At 55.4% G+C, this 19,288-nt stretch carries 16 protein-coding genes; 4 read left to right on the top strand and 12 right to left on the bottom strand.

Annotated features, from left to right (window positions below; translation table 11 throughout):
• Window positions 1–104 precede the first annotated feature (104 nt).
• The gene (locus EAW52_RS11925) at window positions 105–1,166 is read left to right on the top strand and encodes an ArsO family NAD(P)H-dependent flavin-containing monooxygenase (protein ID WP_122042555.1); all 1,062 of its coding nucleotides are present in this window, start codon (window positions 105–107) and stop codon (window positions 1,164–1,166) included.
• On the opposite strand, the gene arsH is transcribed toward EAW52_RS11925, so the two are convergent.
• The 4 genes from arsH to EAW52_RS11905 are packed head-to-tail and all read right to left on the bottom strand — an operon-like array spanning window position 1,151 to window position 4,029.
• Window positions 1,151–1,861: an arsenical resistance protein ArsH gene (arsH, locus tag EAW52_RS11920; protein WP_256680790.1), complete on the bottom strand. Its 711-nt coding sequence runs from the start codon at window positions 1,859–1,861 to the stop codon at window positions 1,151–1,153. The genes EAW52_RS11925 and arsH overlap by 16 nt on opposite strands.
• Before the next feature lie 14 nt (window positions 1,862–1,875).
• Complete coding sequence (locus EAW52_RS11915) at window positions 1,876–2,343, bottom strand: arsenate reductase ArsC (RefSeq protein WP_122042554.1); 468 nt, start codon at window positions 2,341–2,343, stop codon at window positions 1,876–1,878.
• A 15-nt stretch (window positions 2,344–2,358) separates the two neighbouring features.
• Window positions 2,359–3,642: an arsenic transporter gene (locus EAW52_RS11910; protein WP_074826447.1), complete on the bottom strand. Its 1,284-nt coding sequence runs from the start codon at window positions 3,640–3,642 to the stop codon at window positions 2,359–2,361.
• A 30-nt stretch (window positions 3,643–3,672) separates the two neighbouring features.
• Window positions 3,673–4,029 carry a metalloregulator ArsR/SmtB family transcription factor gene (locus tag EAW52_RS11905; RefSeq protein ID WP_122042553.1) on the bottom strand — a complete coding sequence of 119 codons (357 nt, stop codon included), beginning with the start codon at window positions 4,027–4,029 and terminating at the stop codon, window positions 3,673–3,675.
• Between the two features lie 151 nt (window positions 4,030–4,180).
• Here EAW52_RS11905 and EAW52_RS11900 point away from each other — a divergent pair, with 151 nt between their 5' ends.
• The gene (locus EAW52_RS11900; protein WP_122042552.1) at window positions 4,181–4,795 is read left to right on the top strand and encodes a cyclodeaminase/cyclohydrolase family protein; all 615 of its coding nucleotides are present in this window, start codon (window positions 4,181–4,183) and stop codon (window positions 4,793–4,795) included.
• Window positions 4,796–4,878: 83 nt separating this feature from the next.
• Here EAW52_RS11900 and EAW52_RS11895 read toward each other — a convergent pair whose 3' ends face one another.
• Complete coding sequence (locus tag EAW52_RS11895; RefSeq protein ID WP_122042551.1) at window positions 4,879–5,193, bottom strand: hypothetical protein; 315 nt, start codon at window positions 5,191–5,193, stop codon at window positions 4,879–4,881.
• Between the two features lie 647 nt (window positions 5,194–5,840).
• On the opposite strand from EAW52_RS11895, the gene EAW52_RS11890 reads away from it, so the two are divergent.
• Complete coding sequence (locus EAW52_RS11890) at window positions 5,841–6,311, top strand: Hsp20 family protein (RefSeq protein ID WP_122042550.1); 471 nt, start codon at window positions 5,841–5,843, stop codon at window positions 6,309–6,311.
• Window positions 6,312–6,787: 476 nt separating this feature from the next.
• On the opposite strand, the gene EAW52_RS11885 is transcribed toward EAW52_RS11890, so the two are convergent.
• The 6 genes from EAW52_RS11885 to EAW52_RS11860 are packed head-to-tail and all read right to left on the bottom strand — an operon-like array spanning window position 6,788 to window position 13,641.
• Window positions 6,788–7,681: a hydroxymethylglutaryl-CoA lyase gene (locus tag EAW52_RS11885; RefSeq protein ID WP_122042549.1), complete on the bottom strand. Its 894-nt coding sequence runs from the start codon at window positions 7,679–7,681 to the stop codon at window positions 6,788–6,790.
• On the bottom strand, window positions 7,668–9,578 hold the full coding sequence (locus EAW52_RS11880) for an acetyl-CoA carboxylase biotin carboxylase subunit (RefSeq protein ID WP_372238891.1): 1,911 nt from the start codon (window positions 9,576–9,578) through the stop codon (window positions 7,668–7,670). Before EAW52_RS11880 ends, EAW52_RS11885 begins: the two co-directional genes overlap by 14 nt.
• Window positions 9,575–10,375: an enoyl-CoA hydratase-related protein gene (locus EAW52_RS11875; protein ID WP_122042548.1), complete on the bottom strand. Its 801-nt coding sequence runs from the start codon at window positions 10,373–10,375 to the stop codon at window positions 9,575–9,577. Before EAW52_RS11875 ends, EAW52_RS11880 begins: the two co-directional genes overlap by 4 nt.
• Window positions 10,376–10,386: 11 nt before the next feature.
• Window positions 10,387–11,994: a carboxyl transferase domain-containing protein gene (locus EAW52_RS11870; protein WP_122042547.1), complete on the bottom strand. Its 1,608-nt coding sequence runs from the start codon at window positions 11,992–11,994 to the stop codon at window positions 10,387–10,389.
• A gap of 53 nt (window positions 11,995–12,047) precedes the next feature.
• The gene (locus EAW52_RS11865) at window positions 12,048–13,211 is read right to left on the bottom strand and encodes an isovaleryl-CoA dehydrogenase (RefSeq protein WP_122042546.1); all 1,164 of its coding nucleotides are present in this window, start codon (window positions 13,209–13,211) and stop codon (window positions 12,048–12,050) included.
• Between the two features lie 43 nt (window positions 13,212–13,254).
• Window positions 13,255–13,641 (bottom strand): MerR family DNA-binding transcriptional regulator, encoded by a 387-nt coding sequence (locus EAW52_RS11860; RefSeq protein ID WP_010798313.1) that lies wholly within the window; start codon window positions 13,639–13,641, stop codon window positions 13,255–13,257.
• Between the two features lie 243 nt (window positions 13,642–13,884).
• Here EAW52_RS11860 and EAW52_RS11855 point away from each other — a divergent pair, with 243 nt between their 5' ends.
• Window positions 13,885–15,567, top strand: a complete 1,683-nt coding sequence (locus EAW52_RS11855) for an AMP-binding protein (protein WP_122042545.1) — start codon at window positions 13,885–13,887, stop codon at window positions 15,565–15,567.
• 96 nt (window positions 15,568–15,663) lie between these two features.
• On the opposite strand, the gene EAW52_RS11850 is transcribed toward EAW52_RS11855, so the two are convergent.
• Complete coding sequence (locus EAW52_RS11850) at window positions 15,664–19,239, bottom strand: indolepyruvate ferredoxin oxidoreductase family protein (protein WP_122042544.1); 3,576 nt, start codon at window positions 19,237–19,239, stop codon at window positions 15,664–15,666.
• Between the last annotated feature and the right edge of the window lie 49 nt (window positions 19,240–19,288).

The raw sequence follows: 19,288 nt of genomic DNA, 5'->3' as shown, positions 1-19,288 counted from the left end.
ACTGCATTTGGCCTTGATCGTTTGATCAAGGTGTCGAAGCGGTAGGCACCCCTAGGTGCGTGAACGGTCAAAAACTACCGAGAATGGCAGGGTGGAGCAGGGTTATGCAGCAGATTGACGTGGTTGTGGTAGGAGGAGGGCAGTCCGCGCTGGCAGTTGCCTATTTCCTGCGTCGTACGTCACGTTCATTCGTGTTGCTGGATGCAGAGCAGCATCCAGGTGGTGCCTGGCAACATGGGTGGGATTCGTTGCATCTTTTCTCACCGGCCAGCTCCAGCTCCATTCCTGGTTGGCCCATGCCTCCTACCCACGAAGAAACGCCTTCGCGTGACCGTGTCCTGGATTATCTGACCCGGTATGAGCAGCGTTACGGGTTTCCCATCAGGCGTCCTGTCTGGGTAGAGAGCATTGAGCCACACCCGAACGGCTTGCTGGTCAAGGCTGGCGCAGAGGCATGGCTGGCCCAGGCGGTAGTCAGTGCAACCGGAACCTGGCGACATCCCTACACGCCCCACTACCCGGGCCAAACGCTGTTCAGAGGACAGCAGATTCATTCGGCACAGTATGTCAATGCCGAGCCTTTTATGGACAAAACCGTATTGATTGTCGGAGGGGGTAATTCAGGGGCTCAGATCCTGGCTGAAGTATCCAAGGTGGCAGAGGCTCATTGGATTACCCTGGCGGATCCACAATTTCTACCGGACGATGTGGATGGATATGTCCTGTTCGAGCGAGCAACCGAGCGCTGGAGGGCGCAGCAGGAAGGCCGCGTCTGGGATGAGCCCGCGGGTGGGCTGGGCGATATTGTCATAGTTCCCAGCGTGAAGGAGGCAAGGACACGAAGCGTATTACGGGCCGTGCGGCCATTCGAGCGCTTTACTGAGAGCGGCGTAGTCTGGTCCGACGGACATGAAATTGCAGTAGACGCGGTAATCTGGTGCACGGGCTTCAGGCCTGCGTTGACGCATCTGGAAGCGCTGGGGCTAGTCGAGCCGGATGGGCGCGTTCAGGTTAACCGCACTCGTTCGGTCAAGGAGCCCCGTGCGTGGCTCGTGGGCTACGGTGAGTGGACCGGTATGGCATCAGCAACGCTGGTAGGCGTCACCCGAACGGCACGGAGCACCGTTCAGGAGATTGAAGTCTATCTCGATCAGAGGGAGCGTTGATTGACGCGCCGGGACAGTGCCTCGGCAGATTCCTTGCGTTCCGAGTAACGATCTACCAGATACGTCTGGCGCCCACGGAGCAGGAGCGTGAACTTCATCAGTTCTTCCATGACGTCCACCAGGCGATCGTAATAGGGCGAAGGTTTCATTCGTCCTGCCTCATCGAATTCCAGAAACGCCTTGGGCACCGAGGACTGATTTGGAATCGTGAACATCCGCATCCAACGACCTAAAACACGCAGTTGATTCACGACATTGAAAGACTGCGAGCCTCCGCAGACCTGCAGAACAGCGAGGGTCTTGCCTTGGGTAGGGCGAACCGCACCCATGGCCAGCGGAACCCAGTCGATTTGTGCTTTAAAAACGGCGCTCATGGAGCCGTGTCGCTCAGGTGAACACCATACCTGACCTTCTGACCATTGCATCAATTCCCGCAGCTCAACGACTTTCTCATGGGTATCGGGGGCATCGTCAGGCAAGGGGAGACCTGAAGGGTCAAAAATTTGGACGTCGGCGCCAAAATGTTCGAGTAGAAGAGCGGCTTCCTGTGTCAGGAGTCGGCTAAAGGAGCGCTCTCGGTTCGATCCATAAAGCAACAGGATCCTGGGCTTATGGGGCAGGGGCTGCTGACTATCCAGGCGCTCGACAGCGGGAATGTCGATCAGGGACATATCGAGATTCGGCAGGTTATCCAAGTGAAGCCTCCCGGTCAGTTGCCAAGCGCATTAACTGCGGAGCGGAGTTCGTCCCGATTCAACCGATCAAACGGTAGGGCAAGGAATGCCTGCACGCGCTGCTCGATGATCCTTAGCGTTTTCTCGAAGGCTTGCTGAATATCCGCTTCGCTGGCCTCCAGTGCAGAGGGATCCTCCAGCCCCCAATGAGCCTTGAGTGCATGACCAAAATAGACCGGGCAGGCTTCGCCAGCTGCACGGTCGCAGACGGTAATAACCACATCAGGCGGAGAGTCAGCAAACACGTCGGAAGACTTGCTATAAAGTCCCTCCGTTGTAATACCAGCCCTTTTTAGAGCATTTAAAGTCAATGGACTGACCTCCCCGCTAGGATGGCTACCAGCGCTAACCGCCTCGAATCCATCAGGAGCCAGATGATTGAACATTGCCTCCGATAGAATGCTTCTGCAACGGTTATGGGTACACATGAACAGTACTTTCATAAAGCCTCCTGGCGCTTACAGACTTAAACGCAGAGCGAGCGCAGCAAGCGTCGCGAGCAAAACGGGCAGGGTAAGCACGATACCTACCTTAAAGTAGTAACCCCAGGTAATCGTAATGTCCTTGCGTGCAAGAACATGTAGCCAGAGCAGCGTGGCTAGACTCCCGATAGGGGTGATCTTCGGGCCCAGGTCGCTGCCAATAACGTTGGCGTAAATCATGGCCTGCTGGACCACACCGGTGGTTTCACTGTCATGAATGGAAAGCGCTCCAATGAGAACCGTGGGCAGGTTGTTCATGATGGACGACAAAAAAGCGGTTAGCAGGCCGGTTCCGATTGCAGCGCCCCATACACCGTAATGAGCACAATATTTCAACGCCTGCGTCACGTAGTCTGTCAGACCCGCATTGCGTAGCCCGTATACCACCAGATACATCCCAAGGGAAAAGACGACAATTTGCCAGGGAGCGTCCTTGAGCACCTTCTGGGTGCTGATCACATGACCTCGCGCCGCAATTACGAATAGCAGCAGGGCACAGGCCGCAGAAATGACGCTGATAGGTACACCCATCGGCTCAATGATGAAGAAGCCAATGAGCAGAAGGCCCAGCACCCACCAGCCAGCAATGAACGTTGCACGGTCGCGTATGGCTTCACGGGGGTCCTTGATCTGGGCCAAGTCGTAGTGCTGAGGGATTTCACGGCGGAAAAACCAGAGCAGCATAATCAGCGTGGCCAGGATGCTCACGATATTCACGGGTGCCATGATGGCGGCATATTCGCCAAAGCTGATGCCGAAATAATCCGCCGAAACGATGTTTACCAAGTTGGATACCACGAGCGGCAGACTGGCTGTATCGGCAATAAAACCGGCCGCCATGACAAATGCCAGCGTGGCGGCTGGAGAAAAGCGCAAGGCCATTAGCATGGCGATGACAATAGGGGTGAGGATCAGCGCCGCACCGTCATTGGCGAACAGGGCAGAAACCGCAGCCCCCAGCAGAATAATGAACGCGAACAGCCTGCGTCCATTGCCGCCACCCCAGCGGGCGACATGCAATGCGGCCCATTCGAAAAAGCCCGCCTCATCCAGTAGCAGGCTGATGACGATAATGGCGATAAAGGTGGCAGTAGCATTCCATACGATATGCCATACGACCGGGATGTCTCCCAGGCTTACGACACCTGTCAGAAGTGCCAGAACGGCTCCTAGGGATGCGCTCCAGCCCACGCCTAGCCCTTTGGGCTGCCAGATGACCAGAACGATCGTTATCAGAAAGATCAGAGATGCAATCAGCATGCATGAAACTCAATGGAAGGTTGACGTTGATTAACAGCAAAGCGCCTTACGCTCGGGACGGTTACCCATTTTGTGCAGGCGTTCCATGTCCATCTCGAGCCACGCTGGATTGGCTTCCAGCGTGCTTCGAAGGACAGCCTGAATCCAGCCGGGCAAGGTCGGGTGAACCCGGTAATACACCCATTGGCCCTGGCGACGATCCGCTAGCAGTCCACATTGGCGCAGGTGTGCCAGATGGCGAGAAATCTTTGGTTGGATTTCATCCAGAGCGCTGGCGAGTTCACATACACATAGCTCTTCCTCTTGAAGGATCAGCAATGTCATGCGTGCACGGGTCTCGTCGGCGAGGCATTTAAACAGGAGTGAAGGCGTCAGGGATTGGGACATATATGGCTTCCTTCAATAAGGGAGGCACTATAATTAATATATGAAAATTCGTATATATGCATATCCATATAATCTGTCAGCACTTACGTTGGAAACGTATTTGCTTGCTGGCCGCTCTGATAAGAACAGACAAAGAGTGCAGGTGTGAATCATGAGCAGTATCTGGAGCATGACGCTGGCAGCCTTTCGTGATGCAACGGCTGCCAACAGCTCGACACCCAGCTGTGGGGCAGCAGCGGCCGTCTCGGCCACGATGGGAAGTGCGTTGATACTCATGGCGCTGCGGATCAGCGAATCCAAATCGGCTGCTCCTGGTCGGAGCGAGCTGATCAAGCGCGTCGAGCAGCAGATGGCGAAGCTTGGTACCTACGCCGACGCAGATGTAAAAGCGTTTGAGCGCTATATGGATGCGGCTCGACTACCGGAGCATTCCTCAATCCAGGCAGAAGAACGTGAGCAGGAGGTACAAGATGCCGTGGTCGAGGCCACGCAGGTCCCGTTGGAAACAGCAGAAACCTGTCTCGAACTGCTTCGTCTGGCGGAAGAAGGCGTTTCGTTTACGTCCGAGAATGTGCTGAGCGACATACTGTCTGGAAGTTTGTTATTGCAGGGTGGGTTATCTGCGGTACTGCTCAATGTAGATGCAGATGCAGAGATGCTGGAGGAGGGCAAGGTGCGGGATGAGGCAGTTACAAAACGGCAATGGCTTGAGCAGCAGGCAGACCTGTATCTACAGTCCATTAGGAAGGCAGTCTGTACCCGCTAGACACTTTCCTACGGATGTGACTAGCCATTTGGCCTGAATAAGCCAAATGGTTCTATCGTACCTGTACGGTGTTGCAGTACGGGTTAAGTTGCTTTTTCGATAGCTAGGGCCAGCAGATCCTTGGGTTCCAGGTCACGTCCCAGTACATCAATCACGCCCGGCGTAAAGCTGGCCGTGATTTTTTTGGGATTGGACTTCCAGCCCTGAAGAATCATCAATGTCGCCTTCTGGCCATTCTTATGGATGACCCGTAAGGAGGCACGTGATAATTGCGTCAAAAGTGCCTCAATTTCGCTGATTTCTTCAGTATCGTGCGGAATAATGATCAGCTCGTTGCGTTTGCGATCATCAAAATAGATTTCTTCGGTGCGGCGCAGGGCGTTGTTGTATTTGGCCATGGAAAGGTATCTCGAAATCGGTAGGGAGACGGGAGCAAAGGCTCTGAACCAGTCTCAGTATTGCTGGAGCTCCATCAGCTACGACCGGCCATGAGAACGGTGAACTGTTCAGCCTGAGCCTCGCCTGAGAAAAATTTCAGGCGATCTGAAACGAGATTTTCCAGCCGCTATAGCGTTTGCATACTACGCACAGGCAGTTTGCAAACGGTTTCCAATTTAATGGGGCAACCGTTACGAGCACTTACTCGACGACAACGGCGAAATTTGGCGGGGATCAAAAAATTTCATAGCTGAATCAACTTTTTACCCTCAGCATGAATACCGCGTTGCTCAAACCCGTCCATCTCACGTGCTTGAAAGGGTAGCGTTCATAGCGCTAGAAAAGTGAGACGCATGTCTCGTTATTGCATTTTGCTGTCTTCTGATCGTCATAAAGTCGACGCCAATACGAAAGAAGTTGCACCGATACGCAGCGAAGCCGTGTTCATCTACCAACTCCTGCACACATCGACTGATACCAAGTCAAGATTTACCGTTCGTCGGGCGTGCTACTTGAAAAAAGCGAGAGGGTTCCTATATGGAGTCCTGCAGGGCGCCGAAGTCGGGCCCTGCGTTGAAACTTGCTGATGACTCAGGAGATTCCCTATATGAACACTGCATTCTCTCTTGCTCCCTTGTTCCGCCATTCCGTTGGATTCGACCGCTTCAATGACCTGTTTGAATCCGCGCTACGCAACGAGTCGGGCAGCTCCTATCCACCCTATAACGTGGAAAAGCATGGCGACGATCGCTATCGCATCGTGATCGCGGCTGCCGGCCTTGCCGAAGACGACCTTGAGCTTGAAGTGGAGCGGGGCGTGTTGACCGTGAAGAGCGGCCGCCGTGAGAAGAGCGCCGACAGCGTGACCTACTTGCACCAGGGCATCGCCCAGCGTGCCTTCAAGCTGTCCTTCCGCCTGGCTGATCATATCGAGGTGAAGGGCGCGAGCTTGAAGAATGGCCTGCTCAACATCAATCTGGTACGTGAAGTACCGGAAGAGGCCAAGCCCAAACGCATCGCCATCAACGGTCAGTTGCGTGCCGATGAAAAGCCTGCGCTGGAAGGCCAGATTGCCTAAGTACAGCAGGCATCAGACCCTAGAAAAGGGACGCCATGTGCGTCCCTTTTTGTAATATTTAAGTAATACCAGCCCATATAGACTTTTCAAACACCTCCATAAAAAGCAAAAGCAGCAAGTCATCAGGAAAAAACGCTACGTTAAGAGACTGGCTTCATACAAACGTAGCTTTCATGCCAGGAGAAGAGGGTATTACCAGCCGTAGAAATGAATTTCTGTCTAACCAAATATTTTTTTCAGTGCTCCAGCTTCATCTTTTCCTTCCAGATCAGCGGAGCGGGGAGTTTGTATCGGCATTGTAATCAGCGTTTCGAGCAGTAATCGAACGGCTGAGAATACGCCCAATGTATCCAGAACTTTGGCATTGTTCCATAATGTTGATGCTTACCTCATGAAGCATGATTGGTAAAAGCGGGTACGTTGCATATGAACCGTTACGAGTATTTATAAAGTCCCGTAGCGGTAGGGGAGGAGTACTATTTAAAAGCCTTGGCGACTCGAGAGCCTGTATCGCGGCCTAGGACCTCACAGATTCGCTGACCTGCGGCAATCAGCCGAGAAAGATCTACTCCAGTCTGGATACCAAGGCCGTTGAGCATGTAGAGCACGTCCTCTGTGGCCACATTACCGCTTGCACCCGTTGCATAGGGACAGCCTCCCAGGCCGGCAACAGAGCTATCGACCACAGAGACACCCTCCAGCAGGGCAGCATAGATATTGGCCAATGCCTGGCCATAAGTGTCGTGGAAATGCACAGCCAGTCGATCACACGGAATCTCTTGGGAGAGCTTACCTATGAGCGTTCGTACAGCGCCCGGTGTACCAATCCCTATCGTGTCACCCAATGAAATTTCACGGCATCCCATATCAATCAGTTCACGTGCAACTGATAAGACTTGATCAGGCGTAATGTCGCCCTCATAAGGACACCTCAGTACGCAGGAAACATACCCACGGACGCTAATCCCATGCTGCCGTGCAGCCTCCATTACAGGTTTAAACCGCTGCAGGCTCTCATTGATAGAGCAGTTGATATTACGTTGAGAAAAGCTCTCGGATGCTGCTGCAAAGATGGCTATTTCTTTCACACCTACATTCAGGGCAGCTTCGAAACCCATCATGTTAGGCGTCAAGGCACTATAGGTAATACCAGCCCTTTTAGAGATCTTCAAAAACAGATCAGAACTCCCTGCCATCTGCGGGACCCATTTGGGAGAAACAAAACTACCCACTTCAATGTAATCAAGGCCAGTATCAGTCAAATCATTTACCAGCCGTACCTTGTCCTCCAGGCTAATCGGCTGTGTTTCATTCTGAAGGCCATCTCGTGGGCCTACCTCAACCAGACGAACACGCTCAGGCAACATCATTAGCCTCCATTTCAACCAAGGTTGAACCCTCGCTGACCATGTCACCCTCATGGCAAAGGATGGCCTTGAGCATGCCTGGAGTCTGGGCCCGGATGGTATGTTCCATCTTCATGGCTTCCAGAACCACCAGCGGGGTGCCAGCTTCAACGCGTTGACCTGGTTCTACCAGTATCCGCACAATGCTGCCATTCATAGGAGCGGTAAGCCCACCTGAGTGGGCCGTTTTATTGGTTGCGGCCTGTATGGGATCGAAGCGGGTAAGGGTGTGGGTTTCGCCTTGCCAATCCAGATAGAGGTTGTCGTCGCGGCGCTGCGCCTTGACCTTTCGATCTTTTCCATCCCAGACAACACGCTGTTTTTCTTCATTGCATATCAGCGTTACTGCCTGCCGATTCGGCAAGCCTGCTCGCCATCCGGGCAACGATGCCCAGGGAGCGCTGGGGTCATCAGCCCTTGCTACCGGCGGCTCACTGCCTAGCCAGCCTTGAACAGCTGCTTGCCAGAAATCATTGGCATGCTCTACAGGGGCTGGCAGCAATTCATTCCGATACCGAGGAATGAAATCTGTATCCAGTTCAGCACGCGCGAAGGCGGGGTGAGCCAACACGCGCTTGAGAAAGGCCAGGTTGGTTCGCAGCCCGCCTACCTGGGTATGCTCCAGCATGGCGAGCAGACGTTGTCTGGCTTCTTCGCGGTTCTCGCCCCAGGCGATGATCTTGGCCAGCATGGGATCGTAAAAGGGCGATACTGTATCACCCTCGGTTACACCACTATCGATGCGGCGACCTAGACCACTGGCGGGTTCCTGATAGAGATGCAAGGTACCGGTAGCGGGCAAGAAATCATTGCCAGGATCTTCTGCATACACGCGTACCTCAATAGCATGTCCTTCAAGCGGGACCTGATCCTGAGTGATGGGCAGGACTTCACCTCGGGCGATGCGAATCTGCCAAGCAACAAGATCCAGTCCGGTGATAGCCTCTGTCACAGGATGCTCTACCTGTAAGCGCGTGTTCATCTCCATAAAGAAGAATTCGCCACGGTCGTCCAACAGAAACTCGACAGTACCGGCACCGACATAGCCGATCGCCTGTGCAGCCCGTACGGCAGCTTCTCCCATGTCTTTACGCAATGCAGGAGAAAGTCCGGGGGCAGGGGCTTCTTCTATGACTTTCTGATGGCGACGCTGAATCGAACAGTCGCGCTCGTTCAGATACAAACAATGACCGTGCTGATCGGCAAAGACTTGTATTTCGACATGTCGAGGCTTGAGCACGTATTTTTCAACCAGCATGCGGGCGTCGCCAAAGGCAGATTGAGCTTCACGCTGCGCCGAGGCCAAGGCATCAGCCAGATCGGCCTCTCGCTCAACGATTTTCATGCCCTTGCCACCACCGCCGGCAGCCGCTTTCAGCAGAACGGGATAGCCGATCTGCTCGGCGGCCTGTCTGAATGTTTCTAGCGTCTGGTCCTCGCCATGATAGCCGGGAACCAGGGGCACGCCGGCGGTTTCCATCAGGGCCTTGGCGGCAGACTTGCTACCCATCGCCTCAATTGCGGAGGCGGGAGGGCCAAGAAAGAGCAGGCCTGCTTTTTCAATAGCCTGGGCAAAAGCTGCATTTTCGGAAAGAAAGCCATACCCCGGATGGATAGCCTGGGCACCGCTGTGCTTGGCCGCTGCAATAATCTTGTCGATACACAGATAGCTTTCGCCCGGTTTACTACCACCCAGGTTAACAGCCAGGTCTGCTTCGCGAACATGGCGGGCTGTAATGTCGATCTCGCTGTGCACGGCGACCGTTCGGATGCCCAGCGATTGGGCGGTACGCATGATACGACAGGCAATCTCGCCGCGATTGGCGATCAGGAGAGTGTCGAGAGGCTTTAACATGCTCATACGGAGGGCTCCTGCCAGCTGGGCATACGTTTTTCAAGGAAGGCGCCTAGTCCTTCCTGTGCTTCAGGGCTTACCCGCAGTGATGCAATGAAGTGCTGGGTATAACCTTTCAATGCATCATCCAGGTTTGCAGCCGTACCCACTTGGTGTAGCAAGCTCTTGCAGGCTTTAAGGGCTGCGGGGCTGTTGAGGAGCAGATTGTTTTTCCACTCATTGACGGCGGCTTCCAGCTGGTCAGCCGGGTAGGTCTCATTCAATAGTCCCAAGGCTTGCGCACGACCACTGGAAAAGCGCTCGGCTGTCAAGGCATAGCGGCGCGTGGCTCGCTCGCCAATAGCCCGGACGACATAAGGGCTGATCACTGCCGGAGCCAGACCGATGCGGACCTCGGAAAGGCAGAACACAGCATCCTGCGAACCGATGGCCATGTCGCAACAGGCAATCAATCCAAGCGCTCCACCAAAGGCCGCTCCCTGCACGACCGCCAACGTAGGTTGGGGTAGGGCATGAAGTGTTTCCATTAAAAGGCTCAGTCGTTGTGCATCGTCATGGTTTTCCTTGAGGCTCAAGGTGGCCGATGCCTGCATCCAGGCAAGGTCTGCTCCTGCGGAAAAGTGCCGTCCCTGTCCACGCAGAATCAGAAACCGGATGGCCTCATTAGCACCAATTGCTTCCAATGCGTGAATGAGCTCGGCAATCACCTCGGCATTGAACGCATTGTTTTTTTCCGGGCGGTTCAGCCACAAGGTGGCAACGCCGCGGCTGTCGACATCAAGTTGCAAGGTCTGGTAAGTCATCGCGGGATTCCTTACATGCGGAACACGCCAAAGCGGGTCGGCTTGATAGGTGCGTTTAAAGAAGCGGAGATAGCCAGAGCTAGTACTTCACGCGTCTGGGCAGGGTCGATCACGCCGTCATCCCATAATCGGGCGCTGGAGTAGTAGGGGTGACCCTGACGGTCGTACTGCTCAAGGATCGGCTCTTTGATGGCCGCTTCCTCTTCCAGGCTGAGTGCTCCGCCTGTCCGCTCGGTCTGTTCCCGCTTGACCTGCACCAGTACACCGGCTGCCTGTTCACCGCCCATTACCGCGATACGGGCGTTAGGCCACATCCAGAGGAAGCGGGGATCATAGGCTCGGCCGCACATGCCGTAATTGCCCGCGCCAAAGCTGCCGCCAATGATCACGGTAAACTTGGGGACTTGTGCGCAGGCGACAGCGGTCACAAGCTTGGCCCCATGCTTGGCAATGCCGCCTGCTTCATATTTCTGGCCAACCATGAAGCCCGTGATGTTTTGAAGAAACACCAGTGGAATACCTCGCTGACAGGCCAACTCGATGAAGTGCGCACCTTTTTGCGCCGCCTCGGCAAACAGGATGCCGTTATTGGCCAGAATTGCTACGGGGTAGCCGTGTAAATGCGCAAAACCGCAGACCAGCGTAGGCCCGAACAGCGTCTTGAACTCATCGAATTCGCTACCATCAACCAGGCGTGCAATCACTTCGCGAACGTCGTAGGGCTGTTTGGCATCTGCCGGGATAACGCCATAAAGCTCATCGGGTGAGTATTTAGGTGCTACAGGGGAGCGCATCTGTACCTGACCCTGTTTGCGCCAGTTCAAATGGCCAATACAGCGACGCGCCAGGGCAAGGGCATGCTCATCATCCTCCGCGTAGTAATCCGCCACGCCGGACACCTTGCAATGTACATCAGCGCCACCCAGTTCCTCAGCGGTCACCACCTCACCGGTAGCGGCTTTGACCAGGGGCGGACCGGCCAGAAAGATGGTGGCCTGGTTGCGAACCATGATGGTTTCGTCCGCCATGGCGGGCACATAGGCGCCACCGGCAGTACAAGAACCCATCACTACCGCAATCTGCGGAATGCCTTGGGCGCTCATGGTTGCCTGGTTGAAGAAAATTCGTCCGAAATGCTCGCGATCAGGAAAGACCTCATCCTGTCGGGGCAGGTTGGCACCGCCAGAATCCACAAGGTAGATACACGGCAGTCGGTTCTCTTTGGCAATGGCTTGGGCACGCAGGTGCTTTTTGACGGTAAGGGGGTAATACGTCCCTCCCTTGACCGTCGCATCGTTGGCAATGATCATGCATTCCACACCCTCGACTCGGCCAATGCCGGCTACCACGCCAGCCGCCGGTACGTCCTCGCCATAAACCTCATGGGCGGCAAGTTGGGCAACTTCCAGGAACGGCGAGTTGAGGTCAAGCAGGTGATCAATGCGGTCTCGTACCAGCAATTTGCCGCGTGAGGTATGACGCTCCTGCGCCTTGGGTCCGCCGCCTTGCTGGATGTGGGCAAGCAGCGCGTGCAGGTTCGCCACCTGTGCCTGCATGGCGTCTTGATTGCGGATAAAGTCAGGCGAGCGGGGGTCGAGCTGACTGGTTATAACGGTCATGGCGGATCTCGCTTCAGCGTTGTTGTTAGAATGTCCGCAGGATAAAAAGCGGGTTACATCGTTTCCTTGAACAACTCGCGCCCGATCAACATGCGCCGGATCTCGCTGGTCCCCGCACCAATTTCGTACAGCTTGGCATCGCGCAGGAGGCGGCCGGTCGGGAATTCGTTGATATAGCCATTGCCGCCAAGAATCTGGATGGCATCCAACGCCATCTGAGTGGCTCGCTCAGCCGTATAGAGAATGACGCCCGCGGCATCTTTGCGCGTGGTTTCTCCTCGATCACAGGCTTGGGTAACGGCATACAGGTACGCGCGGCTGGCATTGAGTTGGGTATACATGTCCGCCACCTTTCCCTGGATCAGCTGGAACTCGCCAATGCTCTGGCCAAACTGTTTGCGGTCGTGAATGTAGGGGACAATGACATCCATGCAGGCCTGCATGATGCCGACAGGTCCGCCAGAGAGTACGACACGCTCGTAATCCAGCCCGCTCATAAGTACCTTTACGCCCCCGTTCAGGGCGCCAAGGATGTTTTCTTCCGGCACCTCGACGCCATCGAAAAAGAGTTGGCAGGTATTGGAGCCTCGCATGCCCAGCTTGTCGAACTTGTTGCTGCGGCTGAAGCCTTTCCAGTCACGTTCAACGATGAATGCTGTGATGCCGTGTGGTCCTTTATCCAGGTCAGTCTTGGCATAGATCACATAGGTATTGGCATCTGGTCCATTGGTAATCCAGGTTTTAGTGCCGTTGAGGATGTAGCGGTCACCCTGTTTCTCTGCACGCAGTTTCATGGAAACGACGTCAGAGCCGGCATTGGGCTCGCTCATGGCCAGCGCGCCGATATGCTCACCTGATACCAGCTTGGGCAGGTATCGGGCTTTCTGCTCAGGTGTACCATTACGGTGGATCTGATTGACGCACAGGTTCGAATGCGCGCCATAGGAAAGGGCGATAGAAGCCGAGCCTCGGCTGATTTCTTCCATGGCCACCACATGAGCCAGATACCCTAGCGTCGAGCCGCCGTACTCTTCATCCACTGTGATACCCAGGAGGCCCATGTCGCCAAATTTGCGCCAAAGGTCATGGGGAAACGTATTCTCACGGTCAACGGCTTCTGCACGGGGTGCGATTTCCGCTCTGACAAAGCTTTGCACCTGCTCGCGCAGCATGTCGATGGTTTCGCCGAGGCCAAAGTTGAGCGAGGGGTATGTCATAGGGTCACCTGTGATTGTTTTTGTCTGGTGGAAGCAAAAGGGATCAAGCCGTGGCGTTAGCCATTTCCAGCGCCGCACGACAGCGTTCTTCAGCCGTGTCCAGTTCAAGCTGCATTTGTTGAATATCCAGCAGCTGCTGTGCAAGCTGCTCGCGACGTTCCGCAATCTTGGTCAGCATGCTATTGAGCTGCTTCTGGTTACCTGAACTCGGGTCATACAATTCGATCAATTCCCGGCACTCCGCCAGCGAAAACCCGATTCGCTTACCCCGCAGAATCAACTTGAGCGTGACGCGATCCTTGGCCGAGTAGATGCGCTCCTGACCACGCCGCTCGGGCGTAAGCATGCCTTGCTCCTCATAGAAGCGAATGGTTCGGGTTGTAATGTCCAGCTCTCGGGCCAGATCGGAAATGCTGTAACTCGCCGTCATATGTAAACTCAACTGGATTACCTTTACGTTAACGTAAAGCTGGTCAGCGAAGCTGTCAACTCGCTTCGGTAACGTCTAGATGCAAATACCTCGCAAGCATGCCAGACACCTCTTCAGAAATTTGGCTGTACTGGTTGGATACAACGACTTGCCATGCCCTTTACGTTAACGTAAAGATAACTAGGCTTTAGCGGTAGCCACATGAGTCAGCAGCTCCCACAACAATGACAAGAAGGGAAAGCCATGAACCAACCGAGCTATACCCAGGGCCGTCAAGACAAGCCCTTACTGGCCATGACGATTGGAGAGGCCTTTGATCTTACGGTAGCCCGTTACCCTGAGCGCGAAGCGCTAATTGTTCGTCACCAGAATGTACGGCTGACCTGGCAGGCGTTGGCCGAGGAGGTAGAGCGTTGCGCCAGGGCCTTGGTAGCATTGGGTGTAGAGCAGGGGGACCGACTGGGTATCTGGGCACCAAACTGCATGGAATGGTGCGTCACGCAGTTTGCCAGCGCTAGAATCGGGGCCATTCTGGTCAATATCAACCCGGCATATCGGGTAGGTGAGCTGGAGTATGTGCTGAAGCAATCCGGCTGCCGTTGGCTGGTGTGCGCGCATACCTTCAAGACGTGCGACTACCACGCCATGTTGAACGAGCTTCTCCCTGATCTTGAAAGCCAGCCCCCAGGGCGGCTGCGCTGTGTAAACCTTCCGGATCTGCACGGCATAATCACGCTGGGCGAAACGGCACCTGCCGGTTTCCTGCGTTGGAGTGATCTTTCCAGTTTCGCCAAGCAAACGAGCACGGTTGATGTGCATGAGCGCAGCGCGCTACTTCAGTTCGATGACCCTATCAATATCCAGTACACCTCGGGCACCACAGGCTTTCCCAAGGGAGCCACTCTGAGTCATTACAACATTCTCAATAACGGCTACATGGTGGGAGAAAGCCTTGGGCTGACCGAGCGGGATCGTCTGGTCATTCCCGTACCGCTGTATCACTGCTTCGGTATGGTCATGGGTAATCTAGGTTGCCTGACCCACGGTTCCACCATGATTTATCCAGCGCCATCTTTTGAGCCGTTGGCAACATTGAGCACTGTCTCGGAAGAGCAGGCCACCGTGCTCTATGGCGTTCCCACCATGTTTATCGCCGAACTTGATCATCCTGAACGTGTGCGTTTTGACTTGTCCTCCCTGCGCAGCGGCATCATGGCAGGATCGACATGCCCGATCGAAGTGATGCGCCGAGTCATAACCGAGATGCACATGAGCGAAGTGCAGATTGCCTATGGCATGACCGAGACCAGTCCGGTCTCTCTTCAGACTGGCCCGGACGATGAACTGGAGCGCCGCGTTACCACCGTGGGCCGCAGTCAGCCCCATTTGGAAAGCAAGATCATCGATGAGCAGGGCCGCATCGTTCCTCGTGGGCAGATAGGCGAGTTATGTACACGCGGCTACAGCGTGATGCTGGGCTATTGGGAAAACCCAAAGGCCACATCCGACGTGCTGGACGGTGCCCGCTGGATGCATACGGGCGACCTTGCCTGCATGGACGAGCAGGGCTATGTGCAGATCGTAGGCCGCAGCAAGGACATGATCATTCGGGGTGGTGAAAACGTCTATCCACGTGAAATCGAAGAGTTCCTATTCCGTCACCCGTCAGTGGCAGATGTTCAGGTGATTGGCATTCCTGACGACAAGTACGGTGAGGAGATCGTCGCCTGGGTCAAGTTGCATGACGGGCATAGCCCGCAGGAGGAGGTACTTCGCGACTTCTGCAAGGCCCACATCGCACACTTCAAGGTGCCGAAACATGTTCGCTTCGTAGACGAGTTTCCCATCACCGTAACGGGCAAGATTCAGAAATTTCGCATGCGGGAAATCATGATCGAGGAGCTGACGCAGCGAAAGGCATCGTAGTGCGTATCGCTCCCGCTGGTTATGATGTCAGCGGGAGCGGTACTCTAAGCATACGAATACGAGCGGTTCATCCCTGCAACCGCTCGATTCAACACCTTACAGCTGGGTGGTACGAATGCGCTGCAGAGTCTCCTGTACCTCAGCGGCAGCGTCTACAAACGAGGCTTGTTGCCTCAAGCGGGCCAGCAGTTCGGCACGCTTGCGTTCGGCAGTAGCCAGATAACGCTCCTGCACCGGGCCGAACCCCCGAATGTCCAGCGGTAACTTGGCAAGCTCAACCGCAACGGAATAATTGTCAGGCGTCAGACGCTGCAGGATTTCATCCAGGTTGGCTTCGTATTCCCTGAGCGTCTTCAACTCTCGCTTGCGGTCTTCAGTGCGGGCAAAGGGGTCCAGCCAGGTATTGCGGATACCTTTCAGGCGCGCCAGCACGCTGAAGCCTTTCATCATCCACGGTCCAAACTGCTGCTTCTTCGGCCCCTCACCAGCCTTGGGTTTATTGAAGATAGGCGGAGCCAAATGGAAATTGAGCGTGTAGTCGCCTTCAAACATCGAAGCAATCTTGCGCTGGAAGTCGCCATCGGTGTACAGACGCGCCACCTCGTATTCGTCCTTGATAGCCAGGACCTTGTAATAGCCACGGGCAACCGCCTCACTCAACTCTCCGGCTTGTCCCATCAGGGCAGTATCAGCCGCCTTGATCTTTTCAAGACGCGCAAGGTAGCGCTCGGCATAGGCGGTGTTCTGGTACGCCGTCAGATCATCCACACGCCGCAGAATCACTTCTTCAAGGGTTTTGGATAACTGGTGAGACGCGGTAACAACGGAGCCTTCCTTGACCTTCTGCTCGACCCGCGCCTGGTCAACGGCAGTTCGACGGCCCCAGATGAAGGCTTTTTTGTTCAGCTCGACGGCAGCGCCATTCATTTCGATCGCCTGGAATAGCGAGTCCTGGCTAACCGGCAGCCAACCTTTCTGATAGGCCACTCCCATCAAAAAGGTATTGGTTGCAATCGAGTCGCCCATCAGCGAAGTAGCGATACGGCTGGCATTGAGGAAAAAGGCACGATCCGTTCCTACGGCTTCGGCGATCTGAGCGGCCATGTCCGTAGACTGGAATTGAGGATCAGGATGGGTGTGAACATCGCCACTGTTTGCCTGATGGGCAAAGGTGCGAACAAAGTGGCTGGTTACGCTTTCCTGGCTGTTAACGAGCGCATGGGTGACGCCCTGGCGAAGCTTATCAAGCGTCTCGGCATTGGCACTGACGATGAGATCGCCACCTAACAACAGGTTGGTTTCACCTTCGGCAATGTGGGGTGCAAAGAGCTGCTCCTGCCGCTCGGCGATACGGACATGGGTCCACACTGCGCCACCTTTCTGCGCCAGCCCCGCCATGTCCAGCGTCAGCACTCCCTTGCTTTCAAGATAAGCCGCCATGCTCAGGAGGGCACCGATCGTGACGACTCCTGTACCGCCCACACCGGTTACCAAAATGCTGTAAGGCTCGCTGACCGAGGCCAGTACAGGCTCAGGCAGATCCCAGCTATCGGAAGGGTCTTCCGCCAGCGCCTTGGCCTTGCGCAGCTTTCCGCCTTCCACCGTGACAAAGCTCGGGCAGAAACCTGAAAGACAACTGAAATCCTTGTTGCAAGCGGATTGGTCGATCTCGCGCTTGCGTCCGAACTCAGTCTCGACCGAAGCCACGGACATGCAATTGGACTTGCTGCTGCAATCACCGCAGTTTTCACACACGGCCTCGTTGATCACAACGCGACGAGCGGGATCAGGATAGGCACCACGCTTGCGGCGACGTCGCTTCTCGGCGGCACATGTCTGGTCGTAGATGATGACGGATGCGCCCGGGTGCTCTCGCAGCTCACGTTGCACAGCGTCCAGCTCGTCACGGTGTTTGACCGGTACATTCTCGGCAAGCCCTTTGACTGGCTTGTATTTGTCCGGGTCATCCGTGACGACCACGATGCGCTCGATACCCTCGGCGCGTAGCTGCTGGGAAATCTGCGGCACGGTCAAGGTACCGTCCACCGGTTGGCCGCCTGTCATGGCCACGGCATCGTTGTAGAGAATCTTGTAGGTAATCGGTACTTTCGCGGCGACCGATGCGCGAATGGCTAGAAGCCCTGAGTGGAAATAAGTCCCATCGCCCAGGTTCGCAAATACATGCTTTGTCTGGGTAAACGGTGCCTGTCCTACCCAGGCAACACCTTCACCACCCATCTGGCTGAATGTCTGGGTGTGCTCAGGGTAGATCCAGGTTGCCATGTAGTGACAACCGATCCCGGCCAGTGCGCGACTGCCTTCCGGGAGCTGAGTAGAAGTGTTGTGTGGACAGCCAGGGCAGTAATGGGGCATCCGCGCCATCTTGGTGACCAGTCCGCCTTTAGCCGCCAACTGAGCATCCAACACCGCCAGGCGCATCTGCAGCAGGCCATTGGACTGGCGTTGCAGGATGCGCTTGGCCAACGCACGGGCAATCTGCGCTGGGGTCAGGTCACTGGTGGCCGGGAGCAGCCAGTCCGTATGGGGCAGTGACCATTCGCCCTTGTCGTCAAACTTGCCCACGATGCGTGGACGGACATCCTCGCGCCAGTTGTACAGCTCTTCTTTGAGCTGGTATTCGATCAACTGGCGTTTTTCTTCCACCACGATGATTTCTTCCAGCCCGTCGGCAAAATGCCGGACGCCTTCGGCTTCCAGGGGCCAGACCATGCCCACCTTGTACACGCGCAAGCCGATCTGCCGGGCCATGTCTTCGTCGATACCTAGAATCTTCAGGGCTTGGCAGACTTCCAGATACGATTTGCCTGACGTGATGATACCGATGCGGGCGTTGGGAGAATCATGGGTGATGCGGTCGAGCCCGTTGGCCCGCGCATAGGCGAGGGCGGCATAAAGCTTATGCTCCAGCAAGCGCTTCTCTTGCACCAGTGGCGGATCGGGCCAGCGGATGTTGAGACCATCCGCCGGGAGCTCATAGGTAGGCACCTTGGGCTGTACACGAAGCGGGTCGACATCGACCACCGCGCCACTTTCCACGGTTTCCGAAATGGCTTTCATGGCCACCCAACAGCCTGAATAGCGGGACATGGCCCAGCCATGCAAACCAAAATCGAGGTATTCCTGCACCCCGGAGGGAGACAATACCGGCATCATCACGGCCTTGAAGATGTGCTCGGTCTGATGAGGCAGGGTGGAAGAACGAGCGCCATGGTCGTCACCAGCGATAACCAGCACGCCGCCAAAGCGTGAAGAGCCTGCAGCGTTAGCGTGGCGAAAGACATCGCCACAGCGGTCAACGCCTGGGCCTTTGCCATACCACATGCCAAACACGCCGTCGTATTGCGCACCCTGGAAGAGGTTGACCTGCTGTGATCCCCAGACGGCCGTAGCGGCCAGGTCTTCGTTCAGGCCGGGCTGAAAGACAACGTGATGCTGTTTGAGATGGCTCTGAGCCTTCCATAAAGCCTGGTCTAGGCCGCCCAGTGGCGAGCCACGGTAGCCCGAGATGAACCCAGCAGTATTCAAACCTGCTGCAAGATCGCGTTGCCGTTGCATCAAGGGTAGGCGAACGAGCGCCTGGATACCGGTTAGCAGGATGCGCCCGCTTTCCAACGTGTACTTTTCATCCAACGTCTTGTTGGCTGCACTCATTCGCTATTCCTCGATTTATTGTTTTTGTCATCAGGATCGGGGCGAGCGA

This window comes from Pseudomonas sp. LTJR-52 (assembly GCF_003691465.1).
GTDB classification, from domain to species: domain Bacteria; phylum Pseudomonadota; class Gammaproteobacteria; order Pseudomonadales; family Pseudomonadaceae; genus Chryseomonas; species Chryseomonas luteola.
This window is presented reverse-complemented; position numbering and strand designations above follow the sequence as displayed.

Bases quoted from the DNA above. Each gene is read 5' to 3' on its own strand.
- EAW52_RS11925 (WP_122042555.1), top strand. From the start codon at position 105: ATGCAGCAGATTGACGTGGTTGTGGTAGGAGGAGGGCAGTCCGCGCTG.
- EAW52_RS11915 (WP_122042554.1), bottom strand. From the start codon at position 2,343: ATGAAAGTACTGTTCATGTGTACCCATAACCGTTGCAGAAGCATTCTA.
- EAW52_RS11910 (WP_074826447.1), bottom strand. From the start codon at position 3,642: ATGCTGATTGCATCTCTGATCTTTCTGATAACGATCGTTCTGGTCATC.
- EAW52_RS11905 (WP_122042553.1), bottom strand. From the start codon at position 4,029: ATGTCCCAATCCCTGACGCCTTCACTCCTGTTTAAATGCCTCGCCGAC.
- EAW52_RS11900 (WP_122042552.1), top strand. From the start codon at position 4,181: ATGAGCAGTATCTGGAGCATGACGCTGGCAGCCTTTCGTGATGCAACG.
- EAW52_RS11895 (WP_122042551.1), bottom strand. From the start codon at position 5,193: ATGGCCAAATACAACAACGCCCTGCGCCGCACCGAAGAAATCTATTTT.
- EAW52_RS11890 (WP_122042550.1), top strand. From the start codon at position 5,841: ATGAACACTGCATTCTCTCTTGCTCCCTTGTTCCGCCATTCCGTTGGA.
- EAW52_RS11885 (WP_122042549.1), bottom strand. From the start codon at position 7,681: ATGATGTTGCCTGAGCGTGTTCGTCTGGTTGAGGTAGGCCCACGAGAT.
- EAW52_RS11880 (WP_372238891.1), bottom strand. From the start codon at position 9,578: ATGAGCATGTTAAAGCCTCTCGACACTCTCCTGATCGCCAATCGCGGC.
- EAW52_RS11875 (WP_122042548.1), bottom strand. From the start codon at position 10,375: ATGACTTACCAGACCTTGCAACTTGATGTCGACAGCCGCGGCGTTGCC.
- EAW52_RS11870 (WP_122042547.1), bottom strand. From the start codon at position 11,994: ATGACCGTTATAACCAGTCAGCTCGACCCCCGCTCGCCTGACTTTATC.
- EAW52_RS11865 (WP_122042546.1), bottom strand. From the start codon at position 13,211: ATGACATACCCCTCGCTCAACTTTGGCCTCGGCGAAACCATCGACATG.
- EAW52_RS11860 (WP_010798313.1), bottom strand. From the start codon at position 13,641: ATGACGGCGAGTTACAGCATTTCCGATCTGGCCCGAGAGCTGGACATT.
- EAW52_RS11855 (WP_122042545.1), top strand. From the start codon at position 13,885: ATGAACCAACCGAGCTATACCCAGGGCCGTCAAGACAAGCCCTTACTG.
- EAW52_RS11850 (WP_122042544.1), bottom strand. From the start codon at position 19,239: ATGAGTGCAGCCAACAAGACGTTGGATGAAAAGTACACGTTGGAAAGC.